Raw genomic sequence first — 12,565 nt, 5'->3', positions numbered from 1 at the left:
AAACGGGGGGCGACACTTGGGGCGTCATCCCGGTTACTGCGGGTTTCAGAGAATAACCGAGGGGTGCTTGCGGTCACAAGCTCACAGAGGTAATGAAACAGCTACTTATTACTATTTTGCCCTTAACATTTGGCCAAATTCAGGATGATCAGCCGTCTAATATTCAATTTGAAGGATAAATTTACTGCTAATAACGAATATATTAAGCGATACAAATCGATTTCGCCCCAGCGCTCTGGATCTGAGCAGAGCGCTGAATTTGCAGCACAAAAAAGGGCGCCGTGGAAAATTCCAGGGCGCCCTTTCTGAAGTACCAAAGTACCTCTTTATTCGGATTACTTGCCGATGCGGCTGCCGAAACGCTTCTTGAAGCGGTCCACGCGTCCACCGGTAGTAGCCTGCTTCTGCTTGCCGGTGTAGAAGGGGTGGCACTGGGAGCAGACGTCGATCTGCAGGTCTTTGCCCAGGGTGGAGCGGGTCTTAACAACATTGCCGCAGGAGCAAGTAGCGGTGATGTCGGTGTAGTTAGGATGGATATCTGCTTTCATGATTGCCTCTTTCCGAAACCGCCACTCGATCTGTTGCCGGGCACGGCATCGTCGTTGGAGCAGGAACCGGATTGGTTCCAGGCTGATTAAAAAGTCGGCGCATACTATCAGATTAGCGCCGGGGTTCAAGCCCAAATACAAGGCCGGGCAATGGTGTTATTCCGCGGCGGCGATAAGTTGCTGCAGAGCCTGCAGGTGCTTGTTCAGCGCCTCTCGCCCGCTCTCAGTGAGGCGATACCAGGTGACGGGTTTACGCTCTACAAAGTCTTTGCGCAGAGTAATATAGCCCTGCTCTTCCAAGCGGCGCAGCTGCGCGCCGAGGTTGCCATCGGTTACCTGCAACTGCTCCTTGAAGAGAGAGAAGCTGATTTCCTCGTATTTCGCTAGCATCACACAAATCGCGAGGCGTACCCGGTGTTCGAGGACCGGGTCCAAGTCCGCAAGGGCTTTCATTGCGCCGCTCCATTAGTTTGCCTGGCCCGCTGTACCAGGCCGGTCCAAACAAGTCCACAGCCGATCGCCAGGCCGCTCAGTACCCAGGCGTAGGGTGGTGTCAGCAAAATGATCAGCAGGTAACTGGCCAGCATCAATATACCGCTGTAGAGCAGTGGACGGATCAGGTGGATACCGGCGAGGCTATAGGAGAGTCCGGCTAAAAGCAGAAATTGCTCCGGGCCAGCGGCGTTGGGCCTGGCGATCATTGTGGCCAATATCAACAGGAAACCGATCCCAGTTACCAGCCAGTGCCAACCATACTTGCGACCAAAGGTACTGTTATTGATGCCAGTGCGGCGTGCTGTTCGCTCGCCCAGCCACCAGCTGAACAGTCCGCCGGCGGTACTCGCCACCAGGAAGTAATACACGGTGAGTTGCGGGGCCAGGTCCGCCAAAGCGAATCCGATAAAAATTAGTAGTCCCCACAAAAAATAGAGTGATGGGGTGCCGTTCTCCATTTGGTTGCTGCGCACGGCATCGCTGACAAAATCCAGGCTGTCTTTGAGTTTTTCCATATCGGTCATGGCTGTCTTCCTTGCTAATTTAGTGAACTCTAAATATTAGAGTTGATTAATAGAGTACTCTAAATATTAGAGTTGGCAAGTAAAATTAGCAGTCTCTGTACCTTGTCGTAACAGCCAGTACACTAGCGCCTTTTACCGAGGTTATTGGGGGCGGGGTGCAGCAGACGGTACCAAAGACAGTGCAACAGGGAGTTATCCTGCGGTTGGCGGTGCCAGTGCCACTGCGGCGTCTCTTCGATTATCTGCCCCCGGAGGGCCTCAATCCCGCTGAATTGAAACCCGGCCAGCGCTTGTGGGTACCTTTTGCCGGGCGCAAATTGGTAGCCGTGTTGGTGGAGGTAGTGCTGGAGTCGCCGCAGGCACAGCTGAAACCGGCGCAGGAACTGATTGATAGCAAAGCCCTGTTCGACAGTGGCGCACGCAAACTTCTCAACTGGATCGCCGATTATTACCAGGCCCCGGTTGGAGAGGTTTACGCCGCCGCCCTGCCCGCCGCCTTGCGCAAGGGCAAGCCGGCTGATCATTGGGCTGAGCAGTGGTTGCAACTCACTACCGAAGGCAAGGGGCTACCGGAATCTGCACTGGCGCGGGCGCCCAAGCAGCAGGCCCTGTTGCAACAATTACTGCGCGCCGGCCAGCAGAGCCGCACCTACCTGAAAACCCAGGGGCATACTCCGGCGGTGATTCGCGCCTTGCAGGAGCGCCAACTGGTGGAGTGGGTTTCGGGTCCTACGGTGCCGCCGCCGATGCCGGCTGCGGAGGCCACTCCGCCACCGCAGCTGAATAGTGAGCAGCAGCAGGTACTCGCTGCGGTAGATTGCAGTTGCTTTTCCGCCACCTTGTTAGAAGGCACCACTGGCAGTGGCAAGACCGAGGTCTACCTGCGGTTAATGGAGCGGGTTCTGGCCGAAGGGCGCCAGGCCTTGTTGTTGGTGCCGGAAATCGGTCTCACTCCGCAGACCTTGCGGCGCATCGCCGCGCGCTTTCCCGAGCACAGTATCGCCGCCCTGCACTCGGGGCTGGCCGAGGGCGAGCGTGCCCAATCGTGGCTCGCCGCCTCTGAGGGCCAAGCGGATATCGTTATTGGCACCCGCTCGGCAATTATGACGCCACTGCCGAGACTCGGTGTGGTGTTAGTAGATGAGGAACACGACGCTTCATTTAAGCAACAGGATGGTGTGCGCTATTCCGCCCGTGACCTGGCGGTGGTTTTGGCGCGCAACAGTGATGTGCCGGTGCTGCTGGGTTCTGCAACGCCTTCCCTGGAAACCTTGCACAACGCCCTTAATGGTCGCTATCAACATTTGCGCATGCGCCAGCGCGCCGGCGAGGCGCGCCCGCCGCAGATCCACGTGGTGCCGACCCTACGCGAGCCCCTGGAAGAGGGTTTTTCGCCTCAGGTTTTACGTCATATCGGCGAGACACTGGCTCGCGGAGAGCAAGTGCTGGTGTTTATTAACCGGCGTGGCTTTGCACCGGCACTCAACTGTGATGATTGCGGCTGGATTGCCGACTGTCCGCACTGTTCCAGTAAACTCACCATGCACCGACGCCAGCGCCAGCTACGTTGTCACCACTGCGATTATCGCCGCCCCCTGGTGGATACTTGTCCGCAGTGCCACAGCCGCTCAATCTCTGCCCTGGGAGGCGGCACCGAGCGCAGCGAAGAGTTGCTGGCGCGGCGCTTTGCCGATTATCCGGTAATTCGCGTTGACCGGGATACCACCACCAGTAAGCAGGCTCTCGATCGCTTGCTGGCGCCGGCCCGCGATGGCGAACCCTGTCTGTTACTGGGCACTCAGATGCTGGCCAAGGGGCACCATCTACCGAGGGTGACCCTGGTGGTGATCCAGGATGCCGATGGCGGCTTGTTCAGTGCCGATTTTCGCGCGCCCGAGCGCACAGGCCAGTTGCTGGAGCAGGTGGCGGGGCGCGCCGGGCGCGGCAGCTTGAGTGGCCGCGTATTGGTGCAGAGCCGCTTCCCGGAGCATCCGCTGCTGCAAATGTTGTTGGAAAAAGGCTACGGGACTTTTGCGCGCCAGCTGTTGCGCGATCGTGCGGTGGCACAGCTGCCTCCGACCCACGCCATGGCACTGGTGCGGGCCGAGTGTGAGGAGCCCGCTTGGGCCGAGGAATTTCTGCATAATGCACGCCTATTTATGCAATCCCTAGTACCGCCCTCACCCCAGTTGCAATATCTGGGACCGGTGCCGGCGCTGCTTGAGCGCAAATCTGGTCGCTACCGTTTTTATGTTCAGGTGACCGCACAAAATCGCGCCCAGTTACAACCCCTGCTGGCCCGGGTATGTGCCTGGGCCGAGAGCAATAAGAATCGCCGCTTGCGCTGGGCGGTGGACATGGATGCGCAGGAATTGTCGTGAATTTTGCGGGAGAGCAATGCCCTTGTGTAAATTGGCGGTACAATTTGCCTGCTGAGTAGACTATCCAGGGAAGAATTCCACCATGAGCCGTCGCAACACGAAACGCCGCAGCAAAAGTGCCTCGGGCAAACCCGCATGGGTGTGGTTTGTACTGGGCAATGCCGTGGGTGGCTTTGCGGTGTTCTTGCTGCTGCAGTTCGGTGTGGCCGGCAATGGCAAAGGTGCCGCTGGTGACAGAGCTCCGGCAACCAAACCGACGGCGCAGGCGCCGTCCGAACCGCGCTTTGATTTCTATACCATGCTCAAGGAAAACGAAGTTTCGGTACCGCCACCCAAGGTAGCCAAACCCGCCATTCGTGGGGAGTCTTCCTCCAATAAACAAGGGGCTGCTGACAAGGTCAAAGCGCAGGTCTATATCTTGCAGGCCGCCTCCTTCCGCGAGGCGGCGGAAGCCGAGCGCCTGCGCGCCCAGCTCACCCTGGCCAATCTGGATGTCAAAGTGGAGTCTGCCAGTGATAGCCGCGGCACTTGGCATCGGGTCTTAGTTGGACCCTTCGACAACCGCTCGCGCATGGCCAAAGCCCGCCAGGTTCTGGCAGAACATCGCCTGATGCCGCTAGTATTGAAGCGACCTGCAAATTAAATCAACCGCTGGATTCCTCGTCTGGTGCCGCCAGTTTGCCCAGCAGACTTTTTATTACCGGTCTGATCAGTGGCGGCAATCCCAGTGAAATTATCCAGGCCAGTAACCAGGCCCGGCCCCATATCGGCAGAAATCCTTCGCTGAATCCCTGGTGGGAGTAGGTAATCGCCCCAGAGATTACTCCCGACATCACGCAGGTCATAACCAGGGTGAAAAGCGGCTTGAAGTAGCGGGAGGGAAGCAGAGCCAAGAAGCGAATCCGCAATGGATGACGGGTTCTCAGTATAGCAATTGACCCTTCTCTTATTGAAATCGGTGCGTCCCGTCCTCACTTATCTAATCTGACTAATTTTCCCGGCGTGTAAGCCAACAGGCCTTGCACAGCCACAGTACACGCGTAATCCGAGAGGTCTCCATTGGAACAGTATCGCGGAACCACCATTTTATCCTGTCGCCGCAACGGCAAAGTTGTGATTGGCGGCGACGGCCAGGTGTCTCTGGGCAACACCATTATGAAAGGCAATGCCCGCAAGGTGCGCCGACTTTACAAAGATAAGGTTATCGCCGGTTTTGCCGGTGGCACCGCCGATGCCTTCACCCTGTTTGAGCGTTTTGAAGCCAAGCTGGAAGCCCACGGTGGCCAGCTGACCCGCGCTGCGGTGGAGCTGGCCAAAGACTGGCGCACAGACCGCGCCCTGCGTCGCCTGGAAGCTCTATTAGCGGTGGCAGATGACAGCGCCAGTTTGATTGTGACTGGCAACGGCGATGTGATTCAGCCGGAAGATGACCTGATTGCTATCGGTTCCGGCGGCCCCTTTGCCCAGTCGGCGGCGCGCGCGCTGCTCGACAATACCGATATGGACGCGCGTTCGATCGTTGAGCAGGGCTTGAAAATTGCCGGTGATATCTGCGTCTACACCAACCACAACAACACTATCGAAGAATTGACTTACTGACCGGGCGCTCTCAGAAGAAGCACCTGAGTCCAGCGGGCTGCAACCTGGCCCGCACAACCGTTTTGCAGGAATTTGTATGTCCCAGATGACCCCCCGTGAAATCGTCCATGAACTCGATCGCCACATCGTTGGCCAGCAGGATGCCAAACGCGCGGTAGCGATTGCGTTGCGCAACCGCTGGCGTCGTATGCAGGTGAGCGAGGATCTCCGTGCCGAAATCACCCCGAAGAATATCCTGATGATCGGCCCCACCGGTGTGGGTAAAACCGAAATCGCACGCCGTCTGGCAAAGCTTGCCAATGCGCCTTTCATTAAGGTTGAAGCGACTAAGTTCACCGAAGTGGGCTATGTTGGCCGCGATGTAGAATCTATCGTGCGTGATCTTGTCGAGATGGCAGTGAAGCAGGAGCGCGAACTGGCCATGGCTGGCGTGCAACAGCGCGCTATGGATGCGGCCGAGGAACGCATTCTCGACGCTCTGCTGCCACCTGCGCGTTCGGCTGAGCCCAACGACAAGGATTCCAGCACCCGCCAGCTGTTCCGCAAGAAGCTGCGCGAGGGCGACTTGGATAGTAAGGAAGTGGAAATTGATATGGCCGCCGCGCCTATGGGTGTGGAGATTATGGCCCCTCCTGGGATGGAGGAAATGACCAACCAGCTGCAGGGCATGTTCTCGAATATGTCCCAGGGCAAGACCCGCAAGCGCAAGCTGCCAGTCAAGCAGGCGTTGAAACAGCTTACCGATGAGGAAGCCGCCAAGCTGGTGAACGATGAAGATATCAAAACCCGTGCGATTCGCGCTGCCGAACAAAACGGTATCGTTTTTATCGATGAGATCGACAAGGTGGCCAAGCGTCAGGAGAGCGGCGGTGCCGATGTCTCCCGTGAAGGGGTGCAGCGCGACCTGTTGCCACTGATCGAAGGCAGCACCGTCAACACCAAGTACGGCATGATCAAGACAGACCATATTCTGTTTATCGCCTCCGGTGCCTTCCACCTGTCCAAGCCCTCGGACCTGATTCCTGAGCTGCAGGGGCGTATGCCGATTCGCGTGGAGCTGAGCTCGCTGACTTCCGCGGACTTTGAGCGTATTCTCACCGAACCCTCCGCGTCTCTGACCGAACAGCAGAAGGCTTTGCTGGCGACAGAGGGTCTGGAACTGCAATTCACCGAGGACGGCATTCGCCGTATCGCCGAAGTGGCTTACGAAGTGAATGAGCGCACCGAGAATATCGGCGCACGCCGTTTGCACACGGTGCTGGAGCGCCTGCTGGAGGAGGTTTCCTTCGATGCCGGCGACGGCGACAAGTCTCTCAAAGTGGATGCGACTTATGTGGACAGCCACCTGGGTGAGCTGAGCCAAAACGAGGACCTTTCGCGTTTTATCCTGTAAATGAAACCGCAAAAAATACGATTAAATCGCGCAGAGAAAACTCTGCAGTTGCTGTTTGCCGATGGCGAGTTCAGCCTGCCGGCAGAGTATCTGCGTGTCTACTCCCCCAGCGCCGAGGTGCGCGGCCATGGCAATAGCCCCGCACTGCTGGTGGATGGAAAAATCCATGTGGGTATCGACAGGGTCGAAGCCGCCGGTCGTTACGGTCTGAAAATCGATTTTGATGACGGCCATGACACCGGCATTTACACCTGGGAATATCTGCGTGAGCTGGCCGAAAAATACACCGTCAATTGGGAGGCCTACCTGGAGCGCTTGCGCGCGGCGGGCAAGGGGCGCGACCCGGATGAAAGTGTGGTGAAATTTATCGGTTAGCTGCCAAGTGCGCCCTTCAGTGGCGCACTTTCCTTCCCTCCCAAAGTATTAAAAAGCGAGGAAAAACAATAATTTCCAGCATTATTTCGCAATACTGTAACAATTATGTGGCTGTCTTTTTGCAGTTGTAACAAGCGTACAAATCTTTATGACAAAGAAAACGAGATGTTAATCGGCGCGTAATTCTTTTGTCATATTTCCGGACTCTAATGCTCGCCAAATTCACGAGTTCCGGAGGCCCACCGTGGCAAAAAAACTTGCCCGCGCACTCAGCGCCTTTTGTTTGATTCCTCTCGCTTCCGCGGTTTCCGCCGCGAGCCTGCCCGATTACCAAATTAAGAGTGAATGGTTTACCGAGGCGTCCGATCGCCTGGAAGAACGCGTTTCTCTTACCCGTGAAGCCAAAACTGCCAAAAACGTCATCCTATTTGTTGGCGATGGCATGGGGATTTCTACCCTGACTGCAGCCCGTATCTTCGAGGGCCAGCGCCGCGGTGAACCCGGTGAAGAGAACAGCCTTTCTTTTGAGGAGTTTCCTCACAGTGCCCTGATCAAAACCTACAACACCAACCAGCAGACCCCCGACTCCGCCGGCACCATGACCGCCATGATGACCGGGGTGAAAACTCGCGCTGGTATGATCAATGTGGATGGCAAGGGCCTGGTGGCTGACTGTGCTGCGAGTAAGGAGCTGGGTTTGAATAGCTTCCTTGAGATGATGGAGAGCCGCGGTAAGGCTACCGGTATCGTCTCTACCGCACGCCTCACCCACGCTACTCCGGCAGCCACTTATGCCCACAGTGCCAGCCGCAAGTGGGAACACGCGGCCGATGAGGGCTGTACCGATATCGCTACACAAATGGTGGAAATGAACATCGGCGATGGCATGGAAGTCATGCTCGGTGGTGGCCGCAACTACTTTACACCGGTGGCTGAAGGTGGTCTGCGTGAAGACGAGCGCAATCTAACGGGTGAATGGCTGCTGCGCTATGACGGTGAGCAGAATGCGGTTTACGTCGAAAATGGTTTCGAGCTGTCGGCAGTGGATATCGCTAAAACAGATAAGCTGTTGGGTCTCTTTACCGAAGATCACATGAGCTACGATGCTGACCGCATCGCCAAGAACAGCGAAGAGCCCAGTATTGTCGAGATGACCACCACCGCTATCGATATGCTGCAAAAGGATGAAGACGGCTTCTTCCTGATGGTGGAATCCGGCCGAGTCGATCACGCTCACCATTCCGGTAACGCCTACAACGCGCTGAATGAAGCGATCGAGTTATCTGACGCGGTCAAGGCAGCACTACAAAAAGTGAATCTGGAAGAAACCCTGATCCTGGTGACTGCTGACCACAGCCACGTAATGAATATGGCGGGCTATCCCACCAGAGGTAACCCTATTCTGGGCAAGGTGATCGGCAACGATGACAGCGGTGCGCCAAATCAGGCCGTCTCCCTGGCCGAGGACAATAAGCCTTACACCACCTTGACCTACACCAATGGCCGTGGCTTTGCCGATTTGGGTACTGAAACTGATGCAGACAAGCGCGATGACTACGATATCGCCGCCGGTCGCCATGATTTGACGCATGTGGATACCGAGATGCCTGGCTTCCACCAGGAATCCCTGGTTGCCCTGGGGGGCGAAAGCCACGGCGGTGAGGATATTAGTCTGCACGCGATCGGCGCCGGTGCCGAAAAAGTGCAGGGACATCTGGAACAGAACGCGGTTTTCCACATAATGACTGCCGCGACCGACCTGTCGCTGTCAGAAGAATAATTGGGGGTATTGACCATGAAACAGTTTAAAAAGACCCTGCTGGCCTTTTCCGTTGCCGTACTGGCCAGTGCCTGTAGCGACGATAACTCCAGCTCCAACAATGTTGCTGAAGTGCCGGATGCTACTGAAACACCGCAGCAGCAGAATTATTTAGGCCTTTCCTCAACCCAAAGTGAAAGCAGCTGGTTCGAAGATGGCCAGAAAGCCGTAGCTGCGGCGAGCGCAGAGAAGATCAACAATACGCCGGGTGCCGCGAAAAACATTATTCTGTTTGTGGGCGATGGCATGGGTATCTCCACCGTCACCGCCGCGCGTATCTTCGCCGGCCAAAAACTGGGCCTCGACGGCGAGGAATATCAGCTGAGCTTCGAAAAGATGCCCTTTGCCGGCTTGGTAAAAACTTATAACACCAACCAGCAGACCCCCGATTCCGCTGGCACCATGACCGCTTTGGTTACCGGAGTGAAAACCAAGGCGGGTATTCTGAGTGTGGCTGAAAATGTCGCCCGCGGTGACTGCGCTGCCAGCCTCGAACGTCCCCTGACCACCTCCCTGGAGCTGGCCGAGGAACTGGGGAAAAGCACCGGTATCATCAGCACCGCGCGTATCACCCACGCCACGCCCGCAGCCACCTATGCCAAGGTGCCTGAGCGTGAGTGGGAATACACTGCTCCGGATGGCTGTCGCGATATCGCCACCCACCTGGTTGAATTGGAGGCCGGCGATGGTATCGACGTGGTAATGGGCGGCGGACGCCGCAACTTCCTGCCAGCGGACTTCACCGATGCGGAAGGCAAGACTGGTAAGCGCACCGATGGGCGCAATCTGATTGAAGCGTGGAAAACCCGTTATAACGATGGAGTAACCACCGCGCAGTACATGGAAGACAAAGCCGGGTTTGACCAGCTGGATGTGACTAACACCGATAAGCTATTGGCGTTATTTAACTCCTCTCATATGCGCTATGAGGCCGATCGTGGCAACGATGTTGGCGGCGAGCCTTCCCTGAGTGAGATGACTGCCAAGGGCATTGAGATGCTGCAGCATAACGATAAGGGTTACTTTCTGATGGTGGAGTCCGGGCGTATCGACCACGGTCACCACGCCAACAATGCCTACAATGCTCTCAGCGATGCGGAAGAGTTTGCCAAGGCGGTGCAGGTAGCCCTGGATAACACCAGTGCAGAGGATACTCTAATCGTTGTTACCGCGGATCACAGTCACGTGATGACCATTGCCGGTGGGACTACCCGTGGCAACCCAATCCTCGGTAAGGTAGTTAAAAATGACAAGACCGGTGTGGCTGAAGAGATGCCCAAGCTGGATAAAACCGGCTTGCCTTACACCACCCTGAACTATGCCAATGGTCGCGGTTTTGCACATTACGGCGACAATACCGATGCTGATGACCGCTACTATGACGATATTGTTCAAGGGCGTCAGGATCTTACCGATGTGGACACCACCGCTCCCGGCTTCCACCAGGAAGTCCTTGTTCCTCTTTCCGGGGAGACCCACGGCGGTGAAGACGTAGGTGTCTGGGCCCGAGGACCCGGTGCGCACCTAGTAAGCGGCACCAATGAGCAGAACTATCTGTTCCATGTGATGGCCCGCGCCGGCGGCCTACTGGAGCAGAGCGCCAAATAAGTTGGCGAGCTTAAGGCGCGGGAAACCCTCCTGCGCCTTTTTAGTTTTTTGGTGAGTAGTTTCAGCGCCCTCTGCGCCAGCATCACTTAGATCACAAGTGTTTTGTGGGCAAAGAAAATGGCGCAACCGTCTTCTATTTTCCTGCGCAGTCGCATCTTGTGCCAGTCCCCCATCTCCAATAGCTTGATTAACTCTTCCCCTAATGGCTCTCTCACAGTGATGGCAAAGCGACACAGTAGGTATAGATCACGCCAGTCCCCTAGTATTTGTGCGAGTTGTTTGAGCGGTTCACAGCGCAGCGCAATAGATTGGGGGTGTTTCTCTCTGAGTAGGCGACAGTGGTACCAGTGATCTTTTACCCTTTTACGCAATTGATGCAGTTTATGGGCGTTATCTCCTTCGCGTGTTTCTAGCCAGGTTTTGTGCGCGCGCTGGTAGCTGCGTAAATATCCTACGTCGATATCTCTCCAATCAATATTTTGCAGGGGCCAACACTCAATACTCTTTTGTGCCTCATGCAGTAACCCTTCGACCCGAATAAGGCTCTCCTCATCTCGCAGCGACCGCTGTAATTGGTGCAGTACTCTATGCATTTTTTCAAAGTGGTTGGGGGGAGCTAGGGTAAGTAGAGCGGTGCGTATGGAGACCAGATCGCGGCCCGCCGATAGGGATCGCGCTAATTTCCTGTAGCGATCGTTCTCGAGTTGGAAGAGTGAATTTTCTTTCGGAAAAATCAGTCGCAGTAGAGCACGCAGTTTCTTGCAGTGTTTACGTAGCTCATGAACGGCATGTTCACCTGGCAGAAGCCGGGCATTATTACAGGCGGCGCGTATTTCTGCGCGAGCCGCAGTGCGCAGACTCAGTGCAGCGGGCATGTCGCTGTCGAGTCGGTAATCCATGAATTTGCCCTGGACTCAGTATTTTCTCTCGTGTGATTTAATTTTAGTGAGTTGCCACAGGGCGAATCATGGGCACTGTTCCGCCGGCTTGGTCGATGTACAATGGCGCACTGAATTTGGCTCAGCAGGCAGCACAGCATGAAGGATCGCAAGACCACCCACTTCGGCTACCAAGAGGTCCCGGTGGAGGAAAAGGCCGGTCGTGTGGCGGAAGTGTTCCACTCAGTGGCGGCGCGTTACGACGTAATGAACGACTTGATGTCCGGGGGTATTCACCGCCTCTGGAAGCGTTTCACCATCGAATTGTCCGGTGCGCGGCCGGGACAGAAAATTCTGGATATAGCCGGGGGCACCGGTGATCTCACCGCGCGTTTCTCGCGTATTGTGGGCGCCAGCGGTCAGGTGGTGTTGGCAGATATTAATGAATCGATGCTTAGGGTCGGCCGCGACCGCCTGCTCGATCGTGGCATTGCCGGCAACGTAGTGCCGGTACAGGCGGACGCCCAGTACCTGCCCTTTCCGGACAACACCTTCGACTGTATTACCATCGCTTTTGGTCTGCGCAATGTCACCGATAAAGACTTGGCGCTGCGCTCCATGTTGCGGGTACTGAAACCCGGTGGGCGCTTACTGGTACTGGAGTTCTCCAAGCCGGAATCGAAACTGCTGGAAAAAGTCTACGATCACTACTCGTTCCGCCTGCTGCCATTTATGGGGAAATTGGTGGCCAACGACGCGGAGAGTTACCGCTACTTGGCGGAGAGCATCCGCATGCACCCGGATCAGGAAACGCTCAAGCAGATGATGGTGGATGCTGGATTTGTCGATTGTGAATTTCACAATATGACCGGTGGCATTGTGGCGTTGCACCGTGGTATCAAGCCCTGAGAGGTGCCCGTCGTGATTGACCCCCAAGTGATGGCA

General features: G+C 56.2%; 13 protein-coding genes. 8 read left to right on the top strand and 5 right to left on the bottom strand.

Features of this window, described 5'->3' with window-relative positions; all coding sequences use genetic code 11:
- Positions 1 to 335 precede the first annotated feature (335 nt).
- The 3 genes from rpmE to ACJJIO_RS09255 all read right to left on the bottom strand — a co-directional run bounded on the left by rpmE (position 336) and on the right by ACJJIO_RS09255 (position 1,567).
- Positions 336 to 548: a 50S ribosomal protein L31 gene (gene rpmE / locus ACJJIO_RS09265; protein ID WP_083922744.1), complete on the bottom strand. Its 213-nt coding sequence runs from the start codon at positions 546 to 548 to the stop codon at positions 336 to 338.
- Between the two features lie 156 nt (positions 549 to 704).
- A complete protein-coding gene (locus ACJJIO_RS09260; protein ID WP_444887559.1) occupies positions 705 to 1,001 on the bottom strand; it encodes a winged helix-turn-helix domain-containing protein in 297 nt (98 codons plus the stop codon).
- A complete protein-coding gene (locus ACJJIO_RS09255) occupies positions 998 to 1,567 on the bottom strand; it encodes a hypothetical protein (protein ID WP_444910824.1) in 570 nt (189 codons plus the stop codon). Before ACJJIO_RS09255 ends, ACJJIO_RS09260 begins: the two co-directional genes overlap by 4 nt.
- 155 nt (positions 1,568 to 1,722) lie before the next feature.
- Between ACJJIO_RS09255 and ACJJIO_RS09250 the strand changes: the two genes are divergently transcribed.
- Together ACJJIO_RS09250 and ACJJIO_RS09245 are read left to right on the top strand one after the other, a co-directional pair.
- Entirely contained in the window at positions 1,723 to 3,948 is a 2,226-nt protein-coding gene (locus ACJJIO_RS09250; RefSeq protein ID WP_444910823.1) for a primosomal protein N', read from the top strand.
- A gap of 82 nt (positions 3,949 to 4,030) precedes the next feature.
- Complete coding sequence (locus ACJJIO_RS09245; protein ID WP_252083843.1) at positions 4,031 to 4,591, top strand: SPOR domain-containing protein; 561 nt, start codon at positions 4,031 to 4,033, stop codon at positions 4,589 to 4,591.
- 1 nt (position 4,592) lies between these two features.
- Here ACJJIO_RS09245 and ACJJIO_RS09240 read toward each other — a convergent pair whose 3' ends face one another.
- On the bottom strand, positions 4,593 to 4,841 hold the full coding sequence (locus tag ACJJIO_RS09240) for a DUF2798 domain-containing protein (protein WP_252083842.1): 249 nt from the start codon (positions 4,839 to 4,841) through the stop codon (positions 4,593 to 4,595).
- Between the two features lie 166 nt (positions 4,842 to 5,007).
- Between ACJJIO_RS09240 and hslV the strand changes: the two genes are divergently transcribed.
- The 5 genes from hslV (at position 5,008) to ACJJIO_RS09215 (ending at position 10,742) form a co-directional block, all read left to right on the top strand.
- On the top strand, positions 5,008 to 5,547 hold the full coding sequence (gene hslV / locus ACJJIO_RS09235; RefSeq protein ID WP_252083840.1) for an ATP-dependent protease subunit HslV: 540 nt from the start codon (positions 5,008 to 5,010) through the stop codon (positions 5,545 to 5,547).
- A gap of 76 nt (positions 5,548 to 5,623) precedes the next feature.
- Positions 5,624 to 6,940 carry an ATP-dependent protease ATPase subunit HslU gene (hslU, locus tag ACJJIO_RS09230; RefSeq protein ID WP_444883174.1) on the top strand — a complete coding sequence of 439 codons (1,317 nt, stop codon included), beginning with the start codon at positions 5,624 to 5,626 and terminating at the stop codon, positions 6,938 to 6,940.
- Positions 6,941 to 7,315: a gamma-butyrobetaine hydroxylase family protein gene (locus tag ACJJIO_RS09225; protein WP_444883173.1), complete on the top strand. Its 375-nt coding sequence runs from the start codon at positions 6,941 to 6,943 to the stop codon at positions 7,313 to 7,315.
- Positions 7,316 to 7,559: 244 nt separating this feature from the next.
- Positions 7,560 to 9,095: an alkaline phosphatase gene (locus ACJJIO_RS09220; RefSeq protein ID WP_444910822.1), complete on the top strand. Its 1,536-nt coding sequence runs from the start codon at positions 7,560 to 7,562 to the stop codon at positions 9,093 to 9,095.
- Between the two features lie 15 nt (positions 9,096 to 9,110).
- The gene (locus tag ACJJIO_RS09215) at positions 9,111 to 10,742 is read left to right on the top strand and encodes an alkaline phosphatase (RefSeq protein WP_444910821.1); all 1,632 of its coding nucleotides are present in this window, start codon (positions 9,111 to 9,113) and stop codon (positions 10,740 to 10,742) included.
- A gap of 86 nt (positions 10,743 to 10,828) precedes the next feature.
- Here the strand turns inward: ACJJIO_RS09215 and ACJJIO_RS09210 are convergent, their stop codons facing one another.
- A complete protein-coding gene (locus tag ACJJIO_RS09210; protein WP_444910820.1) occupies positions 10,829 to 11,641 on the bottom strand; it encodes a CHAD domain-containing protein in 813 nt (270 codons plus the stop codon).
- A gap of 138 nt (positions 11,642 to 11,779) precedes the next feature.
- On the opposite strand from ACJJIO_RS09210, the gene ubiE reads away from it, so the two are divergent.
- Positions 11,780 to 12,529, top strand: a complete 750-nt coding sequence (ubiE, locus tag ACJJIO_RS09205) for a bifunctional demethylmenaquinone methyltransferase/2-methoxy-6-polyprenyl-1,4-benzoquinol methylase UbiE (protein ID WP_252083834.1) — start codon at positions 11,780 to 11,782, stop codon at positions 12,527 to 12,529.
- Positions 12,530 to 12,565 lie beyond the last annotated feature (36 nt).

The sequence above is a fragment of the Microbulbifer mixtoriginis (SeqCode) genome (assembly GCF_052467235.1).
This window is presented reverse-complemented; position numbering and strand designations above follow the sequence as displayed.